The 24475-nt window shown below is 40.2% G+C and carries 14 protein-coding genes, 12 tRNA genes, 2 rRNA genes and 2 pseudogenes; 20 read left to right on the top strand and 10 right to left on the bottom strand.

The features are described from left to right. Positions 1-103 precede the first annotated feature (103 nt). The 14 genes from EL079_RS06720 (at position 104) to EL079_RS06655 (ending at position 4454) form a co-directional block, all read left to right on the top strand. Positions 104-3004: ribosomal RNA gene (locus EL079_RS06720) — 23S ribosomal RNA — on the top strand. A gap of 245 nt (positions 3005-3249) precedes the next feature. After that, positions 3250-3365 (top strand): 5S ribosomal RNA (rrf, locus tag EL079_RS06715). Positions 3366-3395: 30 nt separating this feature from the next. Next, positions 3396-3468 (top strand) — tRNA-Val (locus tag EL079_RS06710). 9 nt (positions 3469-3477) lie between these two features. After that, positions 3478-3548 (top strand) — tRNA-Gly (locus EL079_RS06705). A gap of 39 nt (positions 3549-3587) precedes the next feature. Beyond that, positions 3588-3661: transfer RNA gene (locus tag EL079_RS06700), tRNA-Ile, on the top strand. Between the two features lie 14 nt (positions 3662-3675). After that, a tRNA-Glu gene (locus EL079_RS06695) sits at positions 3676-3747 on the top strand. Positions 3748-3758: 11 nt separating this feature from the next. Continuing rightward, a tRNA-Ser gene (locus tag EL079_RS06690) sits at positions 3759-3848 on the top strand. A 12-nt stretch (positions 3849-3860) separates the two neighbouring features. Next, positions 3861-3934: transfer RNA gene (locus tag EL079_RS06685), tRNA-Met, on the top strand. A 6-nt stretch (positions 3935-3940) separates the two neighbouring features. After that, positions 3941-4013: transfer RNA gene (locus EL079_RS06680), tRNA-Phe, on the top strand. A gap of 16 nt (positions 4014-4029) precedes the next feature. Further along, positions 4030-4110 (top strand) — tRNA-Tyr (locus tag EL079_RS06675). Positions 4111-4117: 7 nt separating this feature from the next. Continuing rightward, a tRNA-Trp gene (locus EL079_RS06670) sits at positions 4118-4188 on the top strand. A 15-nt stretch (positions 4189-4203) separates the two neighbouring features. Then, a tRNA-His gene (locus EL079_RS06665) sits at positions 4204-4276 on the top strand. Between the two features lie 13 nt (positions 4277-4289). Next, a tRNA-Gln gene (locus tag EL079_RS06660) sits at positions 4290-4361 on the top strand. Positions 4362-4370: 9 nt separating this feature from the next. Beyond that, positions 4371-4454: transfer RNA gene (locus EL079_RS06655), tRNA-Leu, on the top strand. Between the two features lie 73 nt (positions 4455-4527). Here the strand turns inward: EL079_RS06655 and EL079_RS06650 are convergent. The 4 genes and pseudogenes from EL079_RS06650 to EL079_RS06625 all read right to left on the bottom strand — a co-directional run. Then, a complete protein-coding gene (locus EL079_RS06650; protein ID WP_022524473.1) occupies positions 4528-5670 on the bottom strand; it encodes a site-specific integrase in 1143 nt (380 codons plus the stop codon). Positions 5671-5723: 53 nt separating this feature from the next. Next, complete coding sequence (locus EL079_RS06645) at positions 5724-6065, bottom strand: DUF771 domain-containing protein (RefSeq protein WP_018543716.1); 342 nt, start codon at positions 6063-6065, stop codon at positions 5724-5726. A gap of 285 nt (positions 6066-6350) precedes the next feature. Next, positions 6351-6608: pseudogene (locus EL079_RS06630) on the bottom strand (IS3 family transposase); the annotation flags it as partial. A gap of 79 nt (positions 6609-6687) precedes the next feature. Then, positions 6688-6798 (bottom strand): annotated as a pseudogene (locus tag EL079_RS06625) (type II toxin-antitoxin system prevent-host-death family antitoxin); the annotation flags it as partial. Positions 6799-7314: 516 nt separating this feature from the next. On the opposite strand from EL079_RS06625, the gene EL079_RS06620 reads away from it, so the two are divergent. Continuing rightward, positions 7315-8736, top strand: a complete 1422-nt coding sequence (locus EL079_RS06620; RefSeq protein WP_003032141.1) for a MucBP domain-containing protein — start codon at positions 7315-7317, stop codon at positions 8734-8736. A 25-nt stretch (positions 8737-8761) separates the two neighbouring features. Further along, on the top strand, positions 8762-15034 hold the full coding sequence (locus EL079_RS06615; RefSeq protein ID WP_126438396.1) for an SspB-related isopeptide-forming adhesin: 6273 nt from the start codon (positions 8762-8764) through the stop codon (positions 15032-15034). A gap of 382 nt (positions 15035-15416) precedes the next feature. Here the strand turns inward: EL079_RS06615 and EL079_RS06610 are convergent, their stop codons facing one another. Both EL079_RS06610 and EL079_RS06605 read right to left on the bottom strand, forming a co-directional pair. Next, positions 15417-16139, bottom strand: a complete 723-nt coding sequence (locus EL079_RS06610) for a hypothetical protein (RefSeq protein ID WP_003032098.1) — start codon at positions 16137-16139, stop codon at positions 15417-15419. Positions 16140-16151: 12 nt separating this feature from the next. Continuing rightward, complete coding sequence (locus EL079_RS06605; protein WP_003032109.1) at positions 16152-16826, bottom strand: hypothetical protein; 675 nt, start codon at positions 16824-16826, stop codon at positions 16152-16154. A 553-nt stretch (positions 16827-17379) separates the two neighbouring features. Between EL079_RS06605 and EL079_RS06600 the strand changes: the two genes are divergently transcribed. Then, positions 17380-18111 carry a MerR family transcriptional regulator gene (locus EL079_RS06600; protein ID WP_018543687.1) on the top strand — a complete coding sequence of 244 codons (732 nt, stop codon included), beginning with the start codon at positions 17380-17382 and terminating at the stop codon, positions 18109-18111. Positions 18112-18164: 53 nt separating this feature from the next. Here EL079_RS06600 and EL079_RS06595 read toward each other — a convergent pair whose 3' ends face one another. After that, a complete protein-coding gene (locus EL079_RS06595; RefSeq protein ID WP_003032100.1) occupies positions 18165-19337 on the bottom strand; it encodes a BaiN/RdsA family NAD(P)/FAD-dependent oxidoreductase in 1173 nt (390 codons plus the stop codon). Positions 19338-19481: 144 nt separating this feature from the next. On the opposite strand from EL079_RS06595, the gene EL079_RS06590 reads away from it, so the two are divergent. Genes EL079_RS06590 through EL079_RS06580 form a run of 3 tightly spaced genes read left to right on the top strand, consistent with a single transcriptional unit; the run spans position 19482 to position 22600 of the window. After that, the gene (locus tag EL079_RS06590; protein WP_003032083.1) at positions 19482-19976 is read left to right on the top strand and encodes a DUF536 domain-containing protein; all 495 of its coding nucleotides are present in this window, start codon (positions 19482-19484) and stop codon (positions 19974-19976) included. A gap of 48 nt (positions 19977-20024) precedes the next feature. Then, complete coding sequence (locus EL079_RS06585) at positions 20025-20828, top strand: hypothetical protein (protein WP_022524471.1); 804 nt, start codon at positions 20025-20027, stop codon at positions 20826-20828. 14 nt (positions 20829-20842) lie between these two features. Further along, positions 20843-22600 (top strand): glycerophosphoryl diester phosphodiesterase membrane domain-containing protein, encoded by a 1758-nt coding sequence (locus EL079_RS06580; RefSeq protein ID WP_003032092.1) that lies wholly within the window; start codon positions 20843-20845, stop codon positions 22598-22600. 54 nt (positions 22601-22654) lie between these two features. Here the strand turns inward: EL079_RS06580 and EL079_RS06575 are convergent, their stop codons facing one another. From EL079_RS06575 to EL079_RS06565, 3 genes are all read right to left on the bottom strand, one after another. Beyond that, positions 22655-22954 (bottom strand): YbaB/EbfC family nucleoid-associated protein, encoded by a 300-nt coding sequence (locus EL079_RS06575; RefSeq protein WP_003032106.1) that lies wholly within the window; start codon positions 22952-22954, stop codon positions 22655-22657. A 77-nt stretch (positions 22955-23031) separates the two neighbouring features. Continuing rightward, the gene (locus tag EL079_RS06570) at positions 23032-24183 is read right to left on the bottom strand and encodes a site-specific integrase (protein WP_003032089.1); all 1152 of its coding nucleotides are present in this window, start codon (positions 24181-24183) and stop codon (positions 23032-23034) included. Beyond that, positions 24170-24430, bottom strand: coding sequence for a DUF3173 family protein (locus EL079_RS06565; RefSeq protein ID WP_003032110.1), 261 nt, complete (start codon positions 24428-24430; stop codon positions 24170-24172). Before EL079_RS06565 ends, EL079_RS06570 begins: the two co-directional genes overlap by 14 nt. Positions 24431-24475 lie beyond the last annotated feature (45 nt).

Genomic DNA, 24475 nt, shown 5'->3' with positions numbered 1-24475 from the left:
TTTAGCACATTGAAAATTGAATAACGATATCAAATAGTAACAAGAAAATAAACCGAAAACGCTGTGAATATTAATGAGTATATGACTGAGAGGTCAAAAATAAGGTTAAGTTAGTAAGGGCGCACGGTGGATGCCTTGGCACTAGGAGCCGAAGAAGGACGTGACAAACGACGAAATGCCTTGGGGAGCTGTAAGTAAGCGTAGATCCAGGGATGTCCGAATGGGGGAACCCAACAGGTAGATGCCTGTTACCCGTATCTGTTAAGGATATGAGGAGGAAGACGCAGTGAACTGAAACATCTAAGTAGCTGCAGGAAGAGAAAGCAAAAGCGATTGCCTGAGTAGCGGCGAGCGAAAGGGCAAGAGGGCAAACCGAGAAGTTTACTTCTCGGGGTTGTAGGACTGCGATGTGGACTTAAAGATTATAGAAGAAGACCTTGGGAAAGGTTGCCAGAGAGAGTAAGAGCCTCGTATTTTAAATAGTCTTTATACCTAGCAGGATCCTGAGTACGGCGGGACACGAGGAATCCCGTCGGAAGCTGGGAGGACCATCTCCCAACCCTAAATACTCCCTAGTGACCGATAGTGAACCAGTACCGTGAGGGAAAGGTGAAAAGCACCCCGGGAGGGGAGTGAAAGAGAACCTGAAACCGTGTGCCTACAACAAGTTCGAGCCCGTTAATGGGTGAGAGCGTGCCTTTTGTAGAATGAACCGGCGAGTTACGTTATGATGCGAGGTTAAGTTGAAGAGACGGAGCCGTAGGGAAACCGAGTCTGAAGAGGGCGCATAGTATCATGATGTAGACCCGAAACCATGTGACCTACCCATGAGCAGGTTGAAGGTGAGGTAAAACTCACTGGAGGACCGCACCAGGGCACGTTGAAAAGTGCTTGGATGACTTGTGGGTAGCGGAGAAATTCCAAACGAACTTGGAGATAGCTGGTTCTCTCCGAAATAGCTTTAGGGCTAGCGTCGACAGAAAGATTCTTGGAGGTAGAGCACTGTTTGGGTGAGGGGTCCATCCCGGATTACCAATCTCAGATAAACTCCGAATGCCAATGAATTATGGTCGGCAGTCAGACTGCGAGTGCTAAGATCCGTAGTCGAAAGGGAAACAGCCCAGACCACCAGCTAAGGTCCCAAAATAATTGTTAAGTGGAAAAGGATGTGGGGTTGCACAGACAACTAGGATGTTAGCTTAGAAGCAGCTATTCATTCAAAGAGTGCGTAATAGCTCACTAGTCGAGTGACCCTGCGCCGAAAATGTACCGGGGCTAAAACAATTTACCGAAGCTGTGGATCCTTTAGGGGATGGTAGGAGAGCGTTCTATGTGTGGTGAAGGTGTACCGTGAGGAGCGCTGGAACGCATAGAAGTGAGAATGCCGGTATGAGTAGCGCAAGACAGGTGAGAATCCTGTCCACCGTAAGACTAAGGTTTCCAGGGGAAGGCTCGTCCGCCCTGGGTTAGTCGGGACCTAAGGAGAGACCGAAAGGTGTATCCGATGGCCAACAGGTAGAGATTCCTGTACTAGAGTATAGAGTGAAGGAGGGACGCAGTAGGCTAACTCAAGCGTGCGAATGGAAGAGCACGTCTAAGCAGTGAGGTGTGATAGGAGTCAAATGCTTCTATCTGTAACATTGAGCTGTGATGGGGAGCGAAGTTTAGTAGCGAAGTGAGCGACGTCACACTGCCAAGAAAAGCTTCTAGCGTTAATTTATACTCTACCCGTACCGCAAACCGACACAGGTAGTCGAGGCGAGTAGCCTCAGGTGATCGAGAGAACTCTCGTTAAGGAACTCGGCAAAATGACCCCGTAACTTCGGGAGAAGGGGTGCTCAGTGTAACTGAGCCGCAGTGAATAGGCCCAAGCAACTGTTTATCAAAAACACAGCTCTCTGCTAAATCGTAAGATGATGTATAGGGGGTGACGCCTGCCCGGTGCTGGAAGGTTAAGAGGAGTGCTTAGCGGTAACGCGAAGGTATGAATTGAAGCCCCAGTAAACGGCGGCCGTAACTATAACGGTCCTAAGGTAGCGAAATTCCTTGTCGGGTAAGTTCCGACCCGCACGAAAGGCGTAATGATTTGGGCACTGTCTCAACGAGAGACTCGGTGAAATTTTAGTACCTGTGAAGATGCAGGTTACCCGCGACAGGACGGAAAGACCCCATGGAGCTTTACTGCAGTTTGATATTGAGTGTCTGTGCCACATGTACAGGATAGGTAGGAGCCAAAGAGATCGGGACGCCAGTTTCGATGGAGGCGATGTTGGGATACTACCCTTGTGTTATGGCCACTCTAACCCGGATAGGTGATCCCTATCGGAGACAGTGTCTGACGGGCAGTTTGACTGGGGCGGTCGCCTCCTAAAGAGTAACGGAGGCGCCCAAAGGTTCCCTCAGATTGGTTGGAAATCAATCGCAGAGTGTAAAGGTATAAGGGAGCTTGACTGCGAGAGCTACAACTCGAGCAGGGACGAAAGTCGGGCTTAGTGATCCGGTGGTTCCGTATGGAAGGGCCATCGCTCAACGGATAAAAGCTACCCTGGGGATAACAGGCTTATCTCCCCCAAGAGTTCACATCGACGGGGAGGTTTGGCACCTCGATGTCGGCTCGTCGCATCCTGGGGCTGTAGTCGGTCCCAAGGGTTGGGCTGTTCGCCCATTAAAGCGGCACGCGAGCTGGGTTCAGAACGTCGTGAGACAGTTCGGTCCCTATCCGTCGCGGGCGAAGGAAATTTGAGAGGATCTGCTCCTAGTACGAGAGGACCAGAGTGGACTTACCGCTGGTGTACCAGTTGTTCTGCCAAGAGCATCGCTGGGTAGCTATGTAGGGAAGGGATAAACGCTGAAAGCATCTAAGTGTGAAACCCACCTCAAGATGAGATTTCCCATAACGTTATGTTAGTAAGAGCCCTGAGAGAAGATCAGGTAGATAGGTTAGGAGTGGAAGTTGTGTGAGCAATGGAGCGGACTAATACTAATAGCTCGAGGACTTATCCGAGAAGAAGTAATGAGAACGTGAAGAAAAGCGTATGATTTTAGGGAATCAGCGCAGAAGTCATAGGGACTTCAAGCGGATTTATCTAAATCACTAGCTTTTTAGTTCGAATACAATTACTTAAGTAATGAAGGCAGATCTAGTAAGGATTTAGCCGGAGTACAATTTCATTGAGAAAGATAGCGTAGAGGTAAATCTTTTACAATTTGAGACGTTATTCAATTTTGAGTGTGTTAGATACTCAGCAGTTAAGTGACGATAGCCTAGGAGATACACCTGTACCCATGCCGAACACAGAAGTTAAGCCCTAGAACGCCGGAAGTAGTTGGGGGTTGCCCCCTGTGAGATATGGTAGTCGCTTAGCAAGGATAGGAAGTAGAGATACTTCCTTTTTGGGAGTTTAGCTCAGCTGGGAGAGCATCTGCCTTACAAGCAGAGGGTCAGCGGTTCGATCCCGTTAACTCCCATTTCTTTAAGCGGGTGTAGTTTAGTGGTAAAACTACAGCCTTCCAAGCTGTTGTCGCGAGTTCGATTCTCGTCACCCGCTTTGAACAGAGATGTTCAACCATACCAAGTTTTTAGACTTGGGCGCGTAGCTCAGGTGGTTAGAGCGCACGCCTGATAAGCGTGAGGTCGGTGGTTCGAGTCCACTCGTGCCCATTTTTAAGATATATGGTCCGTTGGTCAAGGGGTTAAGACACCGCCTTTTCACGGCGGTAACACGGGTTCGAATCCCGTACGGACTATAAATTTTATTGGAGGATTACCCAAGTTCGGCTGAAGGGAACGGTCTTGAAAACCGTCAGGCGTGTAAAAGCGTGCGTGGGTTCGAATCCCACATCCTCCTTAGTAGGAATAGCGCGGGATGGAGCAGCTAGGTAGCTCGTCGGGCTCATAACCCGAAGGTCGTAGGTTCAAATCCTGCTCCCGCAATAGGTAGGCTCGGTAGCTCAGTTGGTAGAGCAATGGATTGAAGCTCCATGTGTCGGCGGTTCGATTCCGTCTCGCGCCATATTAGTTTAATATCAGGAAGGGTAGCGAAGAGGCTAAACGCGGCGGACTGTAAATCCGCTCCTTCGGGTTCGGGGGTTCGAATCCCTCCCCTTCCATACCTTTACGGGCATAGTTTAAAGGTAGAACTAAGGTCTCCAAAACCTTCAGTGTGGGTTCAATTCCTACTGCCCGTGTTTATTGTGAATATGGCGGGTGTGGTGAAGTGGTTAACACACCAGATTGTGGCTCTGGCATGCGTGGGTTCGATCCCCATCACTCGCCTATTTTATATTATTGGGGTATAGCCAAGCGGTAAGGCAAGGGACTTTGACTCCCTCATGCGTTGGTTCGAATCCAGCTACCCCAGTTTAACTTTGCCGGCGTGGCGGAATTGGCAGACGCGCTGGACTCAAAATCCAGTGTCCGCAAGGACGTGCCGGTTCGACCCCGGCCGCCGGTATTGCTTAAGTTTGAGAAGCGTTGATAAAGCAGCGTTTCTTTTATTTTTGTTCAAAATTTGTTCAAAATAGTTTTTACTGGCTTAAACCGTGGAAAAAGTCACGGATTTTATTGTCTTCACGGATAGCTTTTTCTTTGATTAAATGCCCGTAAGTTTCACTGATTTGCTGAATATCTTTATGTCCCATATTCTTGGCGATTGCCCAGATGTCTATATCCATTGCAAGAAGTGTGCTTGCGTAAGTATGTCTTAAACCTGTACTAGTCATATTTGAAGGAGTAATAGATAATTCAGATAGTATCTGCTTTAATTGTTTATTGACTGCTGAATTTGTAGGTAGTCCAGATTGTTTATCAAAGAATAAATATTTGTCTAGATTAGAAACTTGATGGCTTCTTAAAATATACCTTTGTTCAGCCTTTAGCTTTTGTAAAATAGAGACTGTAGTATCATCAATCGGAACGTCACGGATAGAAGTTTCTGTTTTAGCTTTTGTCCAGCGTTTTCTTGTGCAATCATAGCGTCTATATGTTTTAATGGTCTTATTTTCAATATGGATACAATCCCAAGTTAAGCCAAGAACTTCTCCAAACCGCATACCTGTTTTCAGTTGGATATATAAGAGGTATGGAATGACGGATTCTTGATAATCGAGAAGATATTCTAGATACTGACAAAGTTTTTTATAATCTTTTAAGCTATGGATATATCTTTCATTCTTAGACTTTGGTGATTCTCTGCCAGATAGTACAACTCCTTCTGTGAATAAATCTATACTGAGCTTATCTTGCCTAGCAAAAGTAAGGACACTTCGTATTTCTGCATTTAGGCGGCTGACATTATCACGACAATTTGTTTCAGCGTATTTATTGATAAATGCTTGATATTGGCTTGATGTGATGGATACAGCGGGTGAGTCTCCAAAGTATTTTTGAATAAACTTTCCACGCAAGCGATGCTTGTTTTGTGTAGATTCCATTTTATTCAGTGAGATGATTTTTAAATGGTACCATTTTTCCCACAATTGAAAGAGACTGATGTTTTTATCAATAACCTTTCCTTGATATAATTTAATTTCTTGGGTCAAACCTTCAATTTCAGCTTCTTTTTTGGTTTTAAATCCTGATTTTGATGTAATATAGTTCCCTTTTTTGTCAGTGATCCGATAAGACCACTTCCCTTTTTTTCCTCCGCGTTGCGTAATGTATAGTGACATGATTACCTCTTTTCTAATAAATCGATAACCAAGGTTTTATCTTGGTTATCTTATCATAATTCAAAAATTTTTGCAAAATGATCCTCGAAAAATTCTTTGGTTTTGCTTGCCAGAAAGTAATAGCGCCCGCCTTGACTATCTGGGTATTTCACAAAGCCATTGCTATTTTGATCAATGTCAATTTGCTTCCGAATTTCAGGCTTATAAAGCACGTTTTCGAGTAACCATGGATGAGAGACGGAAAGAAGTTCTAAAACTTCAGAGAGCGTCAGATAACGCCCTTTTGAGGAGATTTTTTTGAGTTCTTCATACTCGGAACGGTCAACGATAATTTTATCGGGTGGGAGTTGTATCGTAATATTTTTTAAGTCAATTTGTAGGGTGGTTGGTTTCATAGGCAGTTAGTCTGTATCCATTTCTTGGTCAATTATGGTCACATCTTTGATGTGTCTGCTCGCGCGATAGCGTTTTGATTCTATAAATTTTACCCGTGGTGCTAGTTCACTTCAAAATACCATAAAAACCCATTTAGACTGTACTGTAAGTGACAAAATCAACAGGAGGTCATCCAAATGAGTCATTTACAGAATACCGCTAATTCTCATTACTTGGAATGGAACATAGGTCAATTATCAAAAATTTGTCAGACGCTCTGTCGAAACTATTGCTCAGATTCGATACTTTTTTAGCAATTCCACCTGTAGTCGTAACTGTTCCACTTCAGATAGCTGTTCCATTCCTTTACCGTAGGTATATTGTTTCCCCACGGGTTGATGGAAACGGTGCAGTTCATCATTTCGATACCATCGCCACCAGGTCTTGACCTGACTAACATTTTTGATGTCCAGGGGCTCCATGATAACCTTATTGGGCTTACCTGCTTTCTTCATTTCGATACAGGCTAACTTAGTTTCTACCGAATACGCTTTTTTGACCATAACAAAACCCTCCTGTTTCTAGTTTACTAGATTTCAACAGGAGGGTTTTTCTTGTGTCTCATTTTATGGGGCTAGTGCCGTTTTCATCGGGATTTTTATTGACAACCATTAGAGGTTCATATTCATCGTTGACTCTTTTCATGTAATGTTTTAAATTGTTTCTAAAATTTGAATAGACAACAGCTTCCATTTTATATCACCTCACTTTAAGACTATTCTTAGTATAATACTTGACAGGAAATTGTACAAGTGTTAGCGGCTAGTTTTAACCTTCTTGTTTTAAAAAGTTGAAAATAAAAAATACAGCTCACTGCCGTTGCATAAATATTGATTCCAGAGATATTATTTTCATTTTATACATTATTATTGGAGTGAAAAATAGTTGGATTTTGATGTGAAAGGGCTTTTGTATATATGCATCACAACTGATTGATGCGTTTGTCTAGACCAATTTGGATTTAAAAGTTGTTAGCGCTTTAGATTACTCTTTTATCAATTATCTATTGTTTATCTATAATTTATCTATGTTTCTTTACAAGGTGTAAACAAATGTAAAATACTTCTGTAATGAGATTAAATAAATCTGTGAAAATGCTGTAATCGGCTTGACATTTGAGGAAAATATCACTATCATAAAAGTGAATAGTTTTTTTTAAACTAGGCCTTAACATATCCAATATGTTAAAATATTGAGAGGATATTTAGAATGAAAAAAAGCAGGTTCTTTTTAGCGTCAACGGCTGTATTGTTATCAGCCTTAGGTGCAAATCCTGTGTTGGCTAGGGATGTTGAGCGCTCTATCTCCACAACGATTGTCACACCGACTGTTGACAGCAATAAAAAGGCTTCTACTGAAACGCCAGAGTCTAAGCAGGGAAATGCAAGTACCTCTACGGCTGTAACGCCGGCTGCTCCTGTAACTCCTGACAAGTCCACGTCAGTTGCTTCGGATAAGGATAAGCCAAGCGTGTCAGACAAGGTAGAGGCACCAGAGACAACGCCAACAACACCGACTGCGCCAGAAAAGGACAAGTCGGAACCGTCGGATTCCTCAAGTAAGGTAGAACCGCCGAAGATAGCCCCTGTACCATCGGCTACACCAGATAAGGATAAGTCTGGAACATCAGACTCTGAGTCTTCAAAGCCAAATCAAGCGGAGCCAGAAAAGAAATATGGTGATGTAACGGTTGAGTACAAGAGTAAAGATGGTACTTTGATTGCACCAAAAGAGCTGGATACACCGACTTCTGAAGTGGGAACGGACTACGATACGACCGACCAACGAAGAGAAACCATTATCAGTTCAGAAGGTAAGAAATACCGCCTTGATCTAAAAGCTACTCAGGGGTACGAAAAAGGAAAAGTCCTTGAAGGAAATACCAATATTACTTATTACTATGATCTGGTTACAGAAACGCCAGACTCTAATAAGGTGGTACCACCGAAGGCAGATCCCGCTCCACCAGATAAGGATATACCAAGTACATCGGATTCTTCTAGTAAAGTAGTGCCTTCGCAGGATAAAGCTCAAGTGCCAAGTGTTCCGGCTCCCCCCTCATCAGATTCATCGGTTAGCCCAGATACTTCTATAGCAGATACTGTAGCACCACCAGATAAGATTCCGCATGATGGGATGCTAGATACTCAGCTTGAATCGACAGATACTTCTAGCGATGTTGTCAATCCGTCTGTCTTGACTGAAAAGAACACAGACAAATCGACAACTTCTGATATGGACTTGAAAAAGGATGAAACATTCAGTCTTGATAATGCTTCATCTGTGACTACTAAAAAAGGTGACACGATTGACAATCCAATCAAATCAATCATCTCACCAGCTGATCCGCTTTTGACGGATAAGGGCTTTGAGATTATTGGTAATGATCAAGGAGAAGTCACTATCAAAAACGCAGACGGTTCTAAAACATCTGTACCAGCTGCGCAAGTAGGTGCTAGGGCAAATCCTGACGGAACGGTCACTGTCAAATCAAGTAATGGTAAGTTTACATTGTTGCCAGATACGGGGGAAGCAACCACGATTCTTGCAACGATTGGTTTATTTATCTTGGCTCTATTAGGCTTCAAAAAAGTCAAGCCTTTTGAGAAAGATAATTGGTTAATTGGATAATTATTAAAAAGAAAAGAGGAATTTTATGTTTCATAATAGCAAAACGAAGGGTCATGGCTCGATCCGAAAAAACAAAATTTATGGTACCATTGGTGTTTTAACCCTTGGAACAATTGCAATCCTTAGCGCTCACCAAGGTGTAGCTGCTGATGAAGTAAAGGCAACGAAGCCGACAACGCCAACTCCAGTGGCGGAAGCTTCTGATACAAGTCTTGCTGCACAATCAAAAGCAGCAGCAACTGAAGCAGCGAGTAGTTCTACAGCAACAACTGTAAAAGAAACAACTCCAGCAGCAAGTACCACAACTGCTCCAGCAGGATCCACTTCAACGGCTGATAATACAACAGCGTCAGCTGCTACAAAGACTGAAAGTGCAACGAAACCAGCTACTGCAAAGACTGAAACACCAGCAGCTGCTAAGCCTTCAGCACAAACAGGTACAACAACAGATGTAAATGTAGATTCTTCTGAGCTTGATAAAGCTGTCAATGATGCTAAAAAAGCTGGGGTTGAAGTTAAAAAAGAAGCAGATGTCAATCATGGTACAGCAACAACCGAAGCTGAAAAAAATCAAAAAGTAGCTGAAATCAAAGATGATTATAAAAAGCAAGCTGAAGAAATTAAGAAAGTAACAGAAGCTGCAAAATCTGACACAGCTAAATATACTGAAGCCAAAGCTAAATATGATGCTGAACTAGCTAAATACAATACTGCAAAAGCTATTTATGATACTGCAAAAGCAAAGTATGATACTGATAAGGCAAAATACGATGCAGATAAGGCCAATTATGACATCAATAAAGCCAAATTTGAACTTGATAAAGCAAAATATGAACAAGATCTAACTAAATACTATGCTGCTAAAGAAAAATATGGAAAAGATTTTGCAGATTATATCGTTGCTCAAGCAAAATATGAAAAAGATTTGCAAGATTATAATGCTGCCTTGGCAGAGTGGGGAAAAAATAAAAATAATGACGGCTACATCAAGCAAAAACTTGCACAGCAACTGATTTTTAAATCTGAACCACACGCTCGGTTAAGTTTTCCTGGCGGCGATAAAGTATATACAAAAGACGAACTAAAACGCTATTTTGAGAATCATATAAAAAATAAACTGGGTAGCAATGACCCTCGAGATGGTGTAAATGACTTTAACGCAACTAATGATGCTAGTAGCTTGTCAAGAGTTATGTTACGCAAGGGTCAACCACTTGTAACGCAATATACCAATCTCCAAAATTCTTACTTTAAAGGAAAGAAAATTGCCAAAGTAGAGTATGTCTATACGTTAAAAGATAGTGGAACGCCTGGTTTGGATGAAATTCCTGCTTTCATTGAAAATGATCCTACTAAAACTATTTGGTATATGAGCCTCTATGGTAAGAATACTCGGATCAATATGAAAGCTTACTTCTATGATGAAGATGGCAACAAGATGGACATGACTGGGGCTTTAGTAAGCTTTTCTTCATTGAATAGAGGAACGGGAGCTTATAATGCTTCACCGAAAGCTGCTAATCAAGCAACAATAGAAAAGGTTTATAGCTTTAGTGGAGATTTTATTCATATCAATGGTTCGTCAATAGATCGTCAATATGATGGTGGTGCTTATTCAAGTAATGATAATGAAAGTATAGCACGTGGTTCGAAATATAATGCAAGTCAATGGGATGGTCAAAACGCCCCTTATAAATGGTATGGTGCTATTGTTGGTCAAGTAACTAGTCCTGATATTGAATTAGAGTTTGGTTCCGTCCTCCGTGCAACGCCTTGGTTTGCCTTTAACTCAGACATCAAAGCTAATGGTGTTCCTATTATGCCAGTTAAGCCAACGAAGCCTGAGGAACCAAAAGAACCAACGAAACCAGTTGCACCAGTTGCACCAGTTGCACCGACTGAACCAGTCAAACCAACCCCTCCTACTGCGCCAGAAAAACCAGCTACTCGTACTGCAACTTATCATTACAATACTCTGAAATATCAAACGATTCCAACACCAGAAAAGAAATATGGTGATGTAACCGTTGAGTACAAGAATAAAGATGGTATGACGATTTCACCTAAGGTGACGGATACGCCACGTTCAGAAGTGGGAACAGACTACGATACAACCGATCAACGGAAAGAAACAATCACAACAGTTGACGGTAAGAAATATCGTCTTGATCCAAAAGCTACTCAAGGTGCAGAAACAGGTAAAGTTGTCGAAGGCAATACCAATATTACCTACTACTATGATCTTGTACCAGATATTCCAACACCAGAAAAGAAATATGGTGATGTAACCGTTGAGTACAAGAATAAAGATGGTATGACGATTTCACCTAAGGTGACGGATACGCCACGTTCAGAAGTGGGAACAGACTACGATACAACCGATCAACGGAAAGAAACAATCACAACAGTTGACGGTAAGAAATATCGTCTTGATCCAAAAGCTACTCAAGGTGCAGAAACAGGAAAAGTTGTCGAAGGCAATACCAATATTACCTACTACTATGATCTTGTACCAGATATTCCAACACCAGAAAAGAAATATGGTGATGTAACCGTTGAGTACAAGAATAAAGACGGCATGACAATTTCACCTAAGGTGACGGATACACCGCGTTCAGAAGTGGGAACAGACTACGATACAACCGATCAACGGAAAGAAACAATCACGACAGTTGACGGTAAGAAATATCGTCTTGATCCAAAAGCTACTCAAGGTGCAGAAACAGGAAAAGTTGTCGAAGGCAATACCAATATTACCTACTACTATGATCTTGTACCAGATATTCCAACACCAGAAAAGAAATATGGTGATGTAACCGTTGAGTACAAGAATAAAGACGGCATGACAATTTCACCTAAGGTGACGGATACACCGCGTTCAGAAGTGGGAACAGACTACGATACAACCGATCAACGGAAAGAAACAATCACGACAGTTGACGGTAAGAAATATCGTCTTGATCCAAAAGCTACTCAAGGTGCAGAAACAGGAAAAGTTGTCGAAGGCAATACCAATATTACCTACTACTATGACCTTGTTCCAGATGCACCAGAAGAGTATGGTAACGTAGTTGTCGATTACCAAGATAAGAAGGGCAATACTATCGCACCACGTGTTGTTGATACACCAGATAGCAAAGTTGGTACGAACTACGATACAACAGATCACAAACCAACTAGAATTACTACAGCCGATGGTAAGGTTTATCGCATTGATCCAAAAGCAACTCAAGGTCAAGAAAGCGGTAAGATTGTCAAAGGCACTACTCGTGTTGTCTATGTTTATGATGAAGTGGTTGGTGATGTAACCGTTCATTATAAAGATGAAGATGGCAAAGTTATCAAAGAACCTGAAAAAGATACAACTGGTGCTCCAATCAATACTGTTTATGATACTCGTGATCACGCTCATAAGACAATCACTACAAAAGATGGTCGCACTTATGAAATTGTTCCTGAAAAGACTCAAGGTATCGAACAAGGTAGAGTCGTTGAAGGAAATACAGATGTTACTTATATCTACAAGCAAGTATTCGGTGATGTAGTCGTTCACTATGAAGACGAATCTGGTAAGAAGATCAAAGAAGATGTAACGGATACTTCTCATGCTCGTGTTGGCGAAGATTACGATACGACAGACCACAAGACGACAGCGATCAAGTCTGGTGATAAAATCTATAACCTTGTTCCTGAAAAGACAAAAGGTAATGAAAAAGGTAAAGTTACAAAAGGTGTAACCGAAGTTACTTATGTCTACAAGGAAGTGAAAGCAGAACCTAAGAAGAAAGGAACCAACGCTAAGGGTGAAGATGTCAACGGTAAGACCATGTTGGCAGGTTCAACCGAAGTTTATACAATTGATATTGACAATGACCAATACAAGGGTATGACAGGCTTAACGGATAAAGATAAGCAAGCAGGCTTGATGGTTGTTGAAAAATACTCAAGTAAGCATGTGACACCTAACTTGGCTGGTGTTCGTGTAACAACAGAAGACGGTAAAGTTCAAAGTGGCTTCACAACGAAGATTTACAAGTCTGTTGCAGAAGCTCCACAAAAGGTTCAAGATTACATCAAGGCTAAGGGCTTGAAGATTGATGGTGAGTTTGCCGTAACCACAGCAGATGATCCAGTAGCTTACACAAACAACTATGTTTTGAAGGGTATCAATCTGAAACTTGTCTTCCCAACAACTGTTAAGAAGGAAATCAAGGAAGCTAGCAAGTATGATAACCGAGCTTATCAAATTGACTTTACTGGTATCCATGAAACAAATCTAGTAACGAATAACATTCCGAAGATCAATCCGAAGAAAGATGTTGTAGCGACTGTTGAAGATGGTCAAAAAGACCAGAATTCATTGAATAATAAGACTGTTAAGGTTGGACAAGTCTACAACTTTGAATTAGAAACTTCTTATTTACCAGCAAATCGTGGACAAGCTATTGAAAAGATGGAAGTAAGAGATAAATACTCTTCATTAGTAGAATACAATGGTGTTCACAAATGGTATGCGAAGACAGATATTCTTCTTAAGAATGGTCAAAAACTTGCCAAAGGTACAGATTTGACACAATACGTCAACCAAACAATTGACCATAAGGCAAGAACAGTTGTGTATTCATTCTCTAGTGACTTCTTGAGCAAGATTTCAGATAATAGTGAATTCCAAGCTACAGGTTACATGCAAGTGAAACAACTGAATACTGGTACCGTGAAGAACACCTTTACTGAAATTATCAACAATGTTGAACGTGATTCTAATACGGTAACAGTAGACTCACCTCAAGATTATGGTGATGTAGTCGTTCACTATGTAGATGAATCTGGTAAGAAGATCAAAGAAGATGTAACAGATACTTCTCATTCTAAGGTTGGTGAAAACTACGATACAACAGACCACAAGACAACAGCAATTAAGTCTGGTGATAAAGTGTACAATCTTGTTCCTGAAAAGACAAAAGGTAATGAAAAGGGTAAAGTTACCAAAGGTGTAACTGAAGTTACTTATGTCTACAAGGAAGTGAAAGCAGAGCCTAAGAAGAAGGGAACTAATGCTAAGGGTGAAGATGTCAATGGTAAGACTATGTTGGCAGGTTCAACTGAAGTTTATACGATTGATATTGACAATGACCAATACAAGGGTATGACAGGCTTAACGGATAAAGATAAGCAAGCAGGCTTGATGGTTGTTGAAAAATACTCTGGTAAGTATGTCACTCCTAACTTGGCTGGTGTTCGTGTAACAACAGAAGACGGTAAAGTTCAAAGTGGCTTCACAACGAAGATTTATAAGTCTGTTGCAGAAGCTCCACAAAAGGTTCAAGATTACATCAAGGCTAAGGGCTTGAAGATTGATGGTGAGTTTGCCGTAACCACAGCAGATGATCCAGTAGCTTACACAAACAATTATGTTTTGAAGGGTATCAATCTGAAACTTGTCTTCCCAACAACTGTTAAGAAAGATATTAAGGAAGCTAGCAAGTATGATAACCGTGCTTATCAAATCGACTTTACTGGTATCCATGATACAAACCTTGTAACCAACAACATTCCGAAGATCAATCCGAAGAAAGATGTTGTAGCGACTGTTGAAGATGGTCAAAAAGACCAGAATTCATTGAATAATAAGACTGTTAAGGTTGGACAAGTCTACAACTTTGAATTAGAAACTTCTTATTTACCAGCAAATCGTGGACAAGCTATTGAAAAGATGGAAGTAAGAGATAAATACTCTTCATTAGTAGAATACAATGGTGTTCACAAATGGTATGCGAAGACAGATATTCTTCTTAAGAATGGTCAAAAACTTGCCAAGGGTACAGATTTGACGAAGTTTGTCAACCAAACTGTTGATCACAAGACGAGAACAGTTCTGTATTCATTCTCTAGTGCTTTCTTGAACAGTATTTCAGATAATAGTGAGTTCCAAGCTACAGGTTACATGCAAGTGAAACAACTTGACTATGGTACAGTGAAGAACACCTTTACTGAAATCATCAATGGTGTTGAAAGAAATTCTAATACGGTAACAGTGGTAACGCCAGACAAGCCTAAGACTCCTGACAAACCACAAACACCGCCAGAAACTCCTAAGACACCTGAAAAACCGCAAACACCTCCTACACCAACACCTACTCCAGTAGTGCCAACTACTCCAAAACAACCTGTAACTCCACAAGTAACCTTGCCTTCAACAGGTGAAGCTACAAATGATGGTGCAGCATTGGTAGGATTAGCGTTTGCTGCTACAGCATTGTCAATGCTTGGCTTCAAGAAACGTAAAGAGGAAGAATAAGTCCCTAACGATGATTATCCTAACTCTTGCTAGGCAATAGTGACAAAAAGAGGTTGAGACCGAGTCTCAACCTCTTTGTTATAATATAATATCGTTGTTGATTGTGTATTTGGATATATGATAAATAAGTCAAAAGTGCTTCGTTCTACTTCTATTTTAAAATTTAAGTCAATCCTTTTCAGATTGAAAAGAGGACAAAAGAGGCTGGGACAAAAGTCCGACCTCAAATATAAAAAGCGAATAAAACTAGTTTTCTGGTAATCAGAATTCTGCTTTGTTCGCTTTTCGCATTTAATTATAGATTTGAAGGGCTTAATAATTAAGATTTTTAAAAATTGAAATCTCTTTGTCCCAACCTCTTTAATATTATTGAAAATTGTTACTATCCAAGGCTGTCAATGGTTGCATTGATAATTTTAATGGATTCTTTTGTGTAATCTTTTTTTTGTTGTTGTCTTTCTGATTTTGTCATGGGACGTGGCTTTACTACTGGGTCTGGTTTTACGATAGGTTTTTGTTGTTTAACCTTCGTTTCAGCGGTAGGTGCTGGTTGGACAATTGGTGCGGGCTCAGGTTCTGGTTCTGTCTTTACATCAACGACTGCCTCTTCAACAACGGGCTGTACCTCTTCAGAAATGTCTTCTGAAGGTTGCTTTTCTCCCCATTCTTTGCGTGCATCTAACTCACGAAGAACAAATGATTTCCCACGATATTCTTTTGGAACAATAGTTGCGATTTGCTCGTCTGTGAAGAGTTCAGCTTCATCAATATCTACAACATCCCAGACAATTTCCCCATCAGCATTGCGTATATAATAACCGTTTTCGTCTTTTTGTCCAGCTAAGAAACTAGAGACGCCAATAATTTCTGTGACATTGACATAACGCATGCCGGTATCAACGTCCCAAACACCTGAAAATACAGCTTCAAACAGTGCTTTGTATTGTTCTTCTGAATCTAATGAGAAGCCATTGATCGTTTTCATGGCATTAGCGCTATATGCTCTTGATAGAACTTCAAGCTTCTTTTTGTAGGTATCAAATGATTTATTTTTTAAGAAGCGATCTTGCTCTAGTGTTAAAACAGGTTTTTCGATTTCTGACATGGTTGTAGACTCCTATTCATTATTATTGATATTAAAGTTTAAGGTAATCAGCATTAGTTTTGGCTGAGTGATTTTAAATAATTTACGAGCTAGTGAAATTTTGAAAATACCGATGATATTTCCTTTTGCATCTTGCCTAAAATTTTTTCCGACAACTTCTACATTTTCTTTGTGACCGTCCTTGACTGCTTCACGGACAGCTTCTAACATCGAGTCTTTTATCTCTTCAATACTTGAATACTCACTGTAAAAAGAGACAGAGTGATGTTTTTTAAAGACAGCACGGTAAATCATTTTTCTATAAAATTTTTTGTAAATAATGGCAATCAAAAATGGTATGGCTAAGCAGATATCAACGACTGGATTTTTTAAATAATCAAATAGTTGATTGTCAAAGTAGCTAATGACTGCTAAGTAACCAAGCGCGGATAGGATTTTAAAATAATTGCTGGCGATTACGATGTCTTCGGAACTATTTGCCACTAAAAATCCAGCCAATATGTAGATGAAAGAAGCAATTAAAGCTGCAATGTGGATATAGTCTAGCGGTATATTGAGAATATTATATGTTAAGAGTAGGAGAGCTGTACCGGCAACGAACACAATTCCTACGAAATAAATCAGTTCAGCTAACCACTTCAGCAAGACTAGAAAGACTAACGGTGTGTCTTTTTTCTTTTTTGACATTTTAATCCTTTCTATTCTTTGTTTATTTTTAAGGATAGCCAGACACTAACTTTCCTCATACAAGTACTTTTGTATTATTATATATATATTACCAAAATTTCACAAATAATACAATAAAATTCATATATTCTACAAGCGAAAATCCTTATTATTTCTATGTTTTCTTCCGTTTTGAGATGCAGTTGTAACAAGTGAAAGAAGATGTAGCTAATAAAGGCAGCTGGAACAAAAGAGCTTTTAGCTGCTTCTGTTTATGTAGTTACCATTACAAAGTGTGGTAGTTTGGAAAATCTCTGTTGCCTTTAATCCACTTAGAGTTTCCCAGGCATAATGGGAGCTGGTAGTCTCACTCCTCCGCAGGGGTGATTAGCTGCTCTTTCGTACTTGAAAAGCGCATGGTGTTTAGATTTGTTTTGCAAGCAACGTTAGCGATTTTTTGTATAAAGCCAGGTCGTACTTTGTGATAACTCTATTTTTGGATAAAATATTTTCAAAAAAGTGTTGACTTTGACCTAAGTGGAGGGTTTATAATGAGATTTGTAAGGAGGAAATGATGTATCAAATCAAAGAAGCTGCGCAGCTTTCAGGTGTTTCTGTCAAAACCCTGCATCACTATGATAAGATAGGCTTGCTTGTGCCGCAAAAGTCTGAAAACGGGTATCGCCTTTATAGTGAAGCAGATTTAGAGCGTCTGCAAATTATTTTATTTTACAAATATCTTGGATTTTCTTTAAAGAAAATAGCAGAGCTGCTAAGTCAGGAAGAGCAGGAACTATTGCCTCACTTGAACAAGCAACTGCAGTTTTTGCAGCAGGAAAGGGAGCGTTTGGATACCTTGATTTCCACCTTACAAAAGACAATTCAAGCTCAAAAAGGAGAAAGAAGAATGACGACACAAGAAAAATTTGTTGGATTTACTTACGATGAACATGCAAATTATTATCATCAAGCTGTAGAAAAATATGGACAAGCCGTTATGGATGAGGCGGCAAGTAGGCAAGCAGGTCAGGAGGAGCATGCAACAGAAGCCTTTAATCAAGTATTCCGAAATTTAGCAAAAAATCTGCAACAAGGTTTGAAGGTGGATGCAGTAGAAAATCAAGTGCAGGCAGCCAATCTTTTACAGGCTATCCGAACCTATGCCTTTGATTGCTCGCTGGAAGTTTTCGCTTTTATTGGAAAAGGCTACGTGGCAAATCCTGAATTTAAGAAAAATATTGACCAATTTGGAGTTGGAACGGCCCAATATGCAGCAGATGTTATCCAAGCATACGTTCACAAGTAAAATAAAAAATAGGGCAAATGCTAGTGTTCTGCATGGTAGCATTTGCTCTATTTTTAGTATTCCACACTTCCAGCAACCCAGCCAGTACAGAGAGCGACTGTAATATTAAATCCACCGGTATGAGCATTGATATCCAGCACTTCGCCAGCAAAATAAAGTCCAGAAACTAGTTTGCTTTCTAAAGTCTTGGGATTGATTTCCTTAAGATTGACACCGCCTTTGGTCACAAAAGATTTAGCTAGAGACATTTTGCCGGTAATAGGAATTGGTAGAGCTTTGAGCTGTTGAATGAGCTCTTCTTTTTCTGTTCCAGTCAATTGTTTGCCTTTTTCAGGGAATGGCTGCGCGAAAAAGTCTGCCAGACGTTCAGGAAGTAATTGTTTGAGACTATTTTTGAGCGATTTTTCTCGGTTATTTTCTAAAAATGCTGCCAAATCTTCCGCAGAAAACTGTGGTAAGACATCTAAATAAATGGTTTCACCGCCTTTGAGGAAACTGGAGAGCCGCAATGCGGCAGGACCTGACAAGCCGAAGTGGGTAAAGAGCAAGTCGTGGGTAATGATGTATTTATTATAACGGAGGGTGACGTTGGCTAATGAAATCCCCTGTAAAGCCTTGTGTGGAAAATCAGTCAAAAGCGGGCTTTCAGCAGCTTCTAGCTCTGTTATTGTATGGTTGAAATGGCGCGCAATCTCATAGCCAAAGCCAGTAGAGCCAGTTGAAGGATAGGATTTTCCACCTGTTGTGACAATCAATCGATCGCAGCTCCAAATGCGCTCACTTGACTTGATGATAAAGCAATCCGCATTTTTCTTTACAGAAACTACTTCCGTCTGGGTCATGATGGTGACGCCTAGCTCCTTCATTTTCCGTTCTAATGCTTCAATAATTGTAAAAGATTTGTCTGTTGTTGGGAAAACGCGCCCGTGATCCTCTACTTTGAGTGCAACACCATTCTCAGTGAAAAAATTCATAATGTCATGATTGTCAAACTGGGAAAAGACGCTGTAGAGAAAGCGCCCATTTCCTGGTATGCCAGCTAATAAATCCTCTAAAGTGCCGTTATTCGTCACATTGCAGCGTCCGCCACCTGTTCCGGCAAGTTTCTTACCCAAGCGTTTATTTTTTTCTAAGAGCAGTGTCTTTTGTCCATGAAAGGAGCTGGAAATAGCAGCCATCATACCAGCCGGTCCTCCGCCTATCACGATTGTATCAAAATGGTTCATTGTACTTCTTTCTTTAAATGAATAGGTCAAATTTATTGTATCATAAATGTGATGAAATTCCTTGAAATCCGGAGCAAATTTGACAGTTAAGCCTTGATATGATAAGATTTAGGTATATATCTAGAAAAAGTTTCAGAGGAAATTATGGCAATTGAAAAGACAGTCAGCGAGCTAGCCGAGATTTTAGGGATTAGCCGTCAGGCGATGAACAATCGGGTCAAAACTCTTGCGCCCGAAGATACCGACAAGAATGAAAAAGGGGTCACCGTTGTGACGCGCAGCGGTTTGATAAAGCTGGAAGAAATTTACAAAAAGACGATTTTTGAAGATGAACCGGTCAGCGAAGATGTCAAGCAACGTGAGCTCATGGAAATTTTGGTAGATGAGAAAAATGCAGAAATTGTGCGTTTGTATGACCAGTTAAAAGCAAAAGATGCTCAATTAGCTAAAAAAGATGAGCAATTGCGCGTGAAAGATGTGCAAATTGCTGAAAAAGACAAGCAATTAGACCAGCAGCAGCAATTGACTGCTAAGGCCATGAATGAGCGTGAAACTTTGCTATTAGAATTGGACGAAGCTAAAGAAAAAGTGCAAGCACAAGAGCAGAAAGGTTTTTTTGCAAGATTGTTTGGACGATAGAGAGAATCTCGGTTGAAGAAACTGAGATTTTTTTATAGAATGAAAAATATGATGAAAGAAAAAGTCGCAAAAGATATCAATATTCTTGCTTCTTTTTGTGGGAAGCGAGATTTGCCAGAATTAACACAGAAAGCTTTAGAAGATAAATATAGCCTAAAACAGGCTGATGTCATGGTGCTGTTTGGTGGGAGTATTCTAGCGGGTGGAAATATTCTAGCGCAGGCTATGTTCGCGAATATCGCAAAGATTTATGTGATTGTTGGTGGCGCGGGTCATACGACTGATACTTTGCGCCAAGTAGTCGCTAAAGAGTATCCGAAAATAGAAACACAAACTTTGTCAAAGGCAGAAATTTTCAATGCTTACTTGAAAGAAAAGTATAACTTAGCAGCTGATTATTTGGAATGCCGCTCGACCAATTGTGGAAACAACATCACTTATTTATTGGGCTTGTTGGAGCAAGAAAAGATTGATTGTCAGTCTATTATTTTTTGTCATGATGCCACTATGCAGGAACGAATGGACGCAGGGCTTAGAAAGTACCTCTCTAAGGAAAAGAAAATTATCAATTTTGCTGCATATCATGCGGAAGTGGTAGTAAAAGAAGGACAGTTCGGTTTTAAACAGCAGATTCATGGCATGTGGGAAATGGAGCGTTATATAAGTTTGTTAATGGGAGAAATTCCCCGTTTAACAGACAATGCAGCTGGATATGGGCCAAAAGGAAAGAACAACATTGCGCATGTGGAGATTCCGACAGAGGTCAGAATAGTTTTTGAAGCATTAAAACAAGATTATGCTGACTTAATCCGTCTAGCAAATCCTCTCTATGCTTCAGTTGATGAAAAATAAGTTAAAGGAGAATGATGAAACAACAGCGTTTAGGTTTTCAAAAACTCTATCAAAATCTTGATAAAATTCTATTTTTGTTTTTTATTATTTTTATGCTGACAGAATATGCTTGGTTGCCTTTTAATTCGTGGGCGGCAGGTACTTTGCTTCGTCAGACGGGTTATCAATTTCTATCGTATAACAATGTAGTTGGAGTGTTGTCTAGTCATCCTCTAGTTACTCTGGCTTTTATCCTCTTGTTTTTAGCCAATCTGTTGGTCGCTTATATTCAAATCATACTTCTTTTTTTAGGAGCGCACAATCTATTGACTCAAGACAAGCGAACCCTCTTGAAGTTTACCAAGAAAACCATAGCAGACAGTTTGCTCACCTTAAAGCAGGCACGTCCTAGTAAAATCTTGTTTGTCTTGCTCTACATCGCTCTGCTCTTTCCTTTTCTCCGAAAAATCCTCAAAATTTACTACCTAAATAAGATTTTAGTTCCAAATTTTATCTTAACTTATTTGAAAGAGACGTATTTTTGGGGTGCTGTCGTCCTGACTCTACTTGTATGGCTGATGTTATTGGTTGCTGTCCGTTTGATGTTTGCCTTGCCCAAAATCTTTTTTGAAAATTCTTCCGTAAGAGAAGCGGTGCGGTTCAGCTTAGAAAAAACCAAGAAACGAACTTTCTTTTATTCTTGGCACTTGTTTTGGATTGTGACTAAGACTTTTCTCTTCTTTTTTGGAATGGCTCTGCCTCTCTTCCTTTTACAGCATGTTGCAGACGGTCATTCCAATCAAGTGGCAACGATTGCTGGTGTGATGAATTATGTGTTGCTGAAAAATGCTCACTATCTGATGTTGAGCTATTTCTTGATTAAATTTGTTTCTTTTCTGACTGAGCAAGGTTTGGCGGATTGTCCGCGGCGGAAGTTCGATCGCGTTTTGCGCTGGCTTGTGATTTCCATTGCTTCTGTATTCTTTGCTGTGGAAGGTTATATGTATCTCATTTTTCCATTGGAAACGGTTCCTGTTACGATTTCTCACCGAGGAGTGTCGCAGGAAAATGGTGTACAAAATACGATTCAGTCATTGGAAAAGACCGCTTTGCTGAAGCCAGATTACATCGAAATGGATGTACAAGAGACAAAAGATGGTCAATTTGTCATGATGCACGATGCTAATCTTTTAAATTTGGCAGGTGTCAATGCAAGTCCGCAGGATTTGACCTTGGCAGAACTAACTGCTTTAGAGGTTTCAGAAAATGGCTATCGGACAAAAATTTCCAGTTTTGATGCGTATCTCAACCGTGCCAACGAATTGGGGCAGCGGTTGCTCATTGAAATCAAAACCAGCAAAAAAGATTCTTCGGATATGATGGAGCGCTTTTTGAAAAAATATGGCCCAACGATTAAAAAGTACGGTCATCAAATGCACTCATTGGACTATCGCGTGATTGAAAAAGTTGTGAAATACGATGCTAGCATTAAAAGCTTTTTTATCCTGCCTTATAATACAATCTTCCCACGAACCAAAGCTAGTGGCTATACTATGGAATACTCCACACTAGATGAAAACTTTGTTTCTAAGTTGTGGCAAGCAGATAAATTGCTCTATGATTGGACGGTCAACGATGTAAACAGCATTGCAAAATCTTTCCGCTTGAATGTTGACGGTATCATAACGGATGATGTTCAACTGGTGCAAAGTTCCATTAAAGAGCTGAAAGACAATCCAAAATATACAGACTTACTCCTTAATAAAGCCTTTGATTTCTTTAATTTTACATAAAATAGCCCCCTCTTAGCAATGAACTAGGAGGGGGTGAGTTTTTTGAGATTTGTTTTAAAACGGCATTTTGCCTGCAAAGGCACCTAATTTTTTCTTAGTTGCGGCATCAATCTCAGCGAGGGCAGCGTTGATAGCTTGGGTTGTCATGTCAGATAAAGTTTCTAAGTCTTCTGGGTCGACAACAGCTTCTTGGAAGTCGATTTTGACGACTTTTTTGTCACCTGTAAGAGTTGCGACCACGAGGTCTTGAGCGGATTTGCCAACAAATTTTGTCGCCGCAAGCTCAGCTTGCCCTTTTTCCATTTGTTTTTGTAATTTTTGTGCTTGTTTCATCATTGATTGCATATTCATCATAAGATTTTTAAGATTCCTTTCATATCAAGGGTTTAACCCTTGTTTGTAAATTTTCGTTGCCTTATTTTGCCTTATTGTTAAAAATTTTCAAAGGCAGAGGCGATTTCTTTTTGTTGAGTTGGAAATAAATGCGAGTACACATTTATTGTAGTATTAATTGAGGAATGACCTAATCGTTTCATCAAAGTAAAGAAAATATAGTCTTTACCCTCTCCATTTCGTAAGCCTTGGGAAACTAGAAATGCAGCATGAGAATGTCTGAAATCATGGTTGCGTATTAATTTGAAATTAGCTGGAAGTCTTTTTTTGAAGACTACCCTGAAATTGGAGACATTCGGACCAGTCAACACTTCGGGTGTTATTTGATAAATTTGCAAACCATTAGGATTGGTTACAAAGTCTTTTAACAACTCGTATTGTTGATTTTTCCACCGTTTTAATTCTTCCACGAAGGCACGATGGATATAAATCCGCCGATTAGATTGTGTTGTTTTAACTGTGCCAATATGAACTTGACCCTTGCGATAATAAGCAGAGTATTTAACATTAATATAGTTTTCGTCAAGATTGACTTGTTCCCAAGTTAAGGCTAACGCTTCGCCAATACGCATACCAGTAAACATTAGTACACGATACAAGAGTTGAAAAGGGTATTCATGCTCTTCAAAAAGTGAATCAAATTGTTTAAACTGTTCAGGGGTATAGTACGCCATTTCTTTATGCTGTTGCGGAAGTCTTCTCAATCCGTTGCAAGGATTATCTTGACGAAGTCGATTTAGTATTGCTACATCAAACATCTTGTGAACGAAAATCATTTGTTGATTAACGTGAGAGTTGGTTAGTGTCCCACCCTTTACACTAGGTTGGTTTTTGAGCCAATTTCTGTATTCTTTGATGTCCGTAACGGAAACAGCACGCATGTCTGCATTTTTGAAGTATTTGGACATGTATACTCGATAGTAAGATTCCTGACTATCTATAGTCCCTCGTTTATTGCCTCGAAGTTCATCTTCTTCCTTAAGGAGTGAGTAGAGATAAGAAACAGAAATTTTCTCTTTGCAACTAACTTGATGTAGCTTATTGATGCGATAGTCTGCCTCATATCGCTCAGCTTCCTTACGTGTTTTAAAATCTGTTTTTCTGTGACGTTTTTGCTCGCCAGTTATAGCATCGTATCCGTCGCTGATATCCACCTTCCATTTCTTATTTTTTTGTCTAGTTACTGCCATTTGAAACTCCCTTTTCAAGAGCAGTATCTTCCTGTACATTAGACATTATACCATTTTTAGGGAATATCTCAAAACCGAGAATATCTTCAACTGTTTTAAGTGGAACTCTGCCTACACGTTTATTAATGTACCAAGGAAAGCCATCTGAGACTAATCTTTGTTTAGCTTCTCGGATAAGTTTTTTGGCTTGTGAATCAGAAAATCCGGTTAACTTAATGATATCATCTTTATTTACAATTCTAATCATTTTTATACCTCTCATACTTTCTTTCCAATAAAATATGTGAGATAA

It is taken from the genome of Streptococcus anginosus (assembly GCF_900636475.1).
In the GTDB taxonomy this organism is placed as follows: Bacteria; Bacillota; Bacilli; order Lactobacillales; family Streptococcaceae; genus Streptococcus; species Streptococcus anginosus.
This window is presented reverse-complemented; position numbering and strand designations above follow the sequence as displayed.

What these genes read in the sequence shown, in the direction of transcription:
- EL079_RS06650 (WP_022524473.1), bottom strand. Translation starts at nt 5,670, where the DNA reads ATGTCACTATACATTACGCAACGCGGAGGAAAAAAAGGGAAGTGGTCT.
- EL079_RS06645 (WP_018543716.1), bottom strand. Translation starts at nt 6,065, where the DNA reads ATGAAACCAACCACCCTACAAATTGACTTAAAAAATATTACGATACAA.
- EL079_RS06620 (WP_003032141.1), top strand. Translation starts at nt 7,315, where the DNA reads ATGAAAAAAAGCAGGTTCTTTTTAGCGTCAACGGCTGTATTGTTATCA.
- EL079_RS06615 (WP_126438396.1), top strand. Translation starts at nt 8,762, where the DNA reads ATGTTTCATAATAGCAAAACGAAGGGTCATGGCTCGATCCGAAAAAAC.
- EL079_RS06610 (WP_003032098.1), bottom strand. Translation starts at nt 16,139, where the DNA reads ATGTCAGAAATCGAAAAACCTGTTTTAACACTAGAGCAAGATCGCTTC.
- EL079_RS06605 (WP_003032109.1), bottom strand. Translation starts at nt 16,826, where the DNA reads ATGTCAAAAAAGAAAAAAGACACACCGTTAGTCTTTCTAGTCTTGCTG.
- EL079_RS06600 (WP_018543687.1), top strand. Translation starts at nt 17,380, where the DNA reads ATGTATCAAATCAAAGAAGCTGCGCAGCTTTCAGGTGTTTCTGTCAAA.
- EL079_RS06595 (WP_003032100.1), bottom strand. Translation starts at nt 19,337, where the DNA reads ATGAACCATTTTGATACAATCGTGATAGGCGGAGGACCGGCTGGTATG.
- EL079_RS06590 (WP_003032083.1), top strand. Translation starts at nt 19,482, where the DNA reads ATGGCAATTGAAAAGACAGTCAGCGAGCTAGCCGAGATTTTAGGGATT.
- EL079_RS06585 (WP_022524471.1), top strand. Translation starts at nt 20,025, where the DNA reads ATGATGAAAGAAAAAGTCGCAAAAGATATCAATATTCTTGCTTCTTTT.
- EL079_RS06580 (WP_003032092.1), top strand. Translation starts at nt 20,843, where the DNA reads ATGAAACAACAGCGTTTAGGTTTTCAAAAACTCTATCAAAATCTTGAT.
- EL079_RS06575 (WP_003032106.1), bottom strand. Translation starts at nt 22,954, where the DNA reads ATGATGAATATGCAATCAATGATGAAACAAGCACAAAAATTACAAAAA.
- EL079_RS06570 (WP_003032089.1), bottom strand. Translation starts at nt 24,183, where the DNA reads ATGGCAGTAACTAGACAAAAAAATAAGAAATGGAAGGTGGATATCAGC.
- EL079_RS06565 (WP_003032110.1), bottom strand. Translation starts at nt 24,430, where the DNA reads ATGATTAGAATTGTAAATAAAGATGATATCATTAAGTTAACCGGATTT.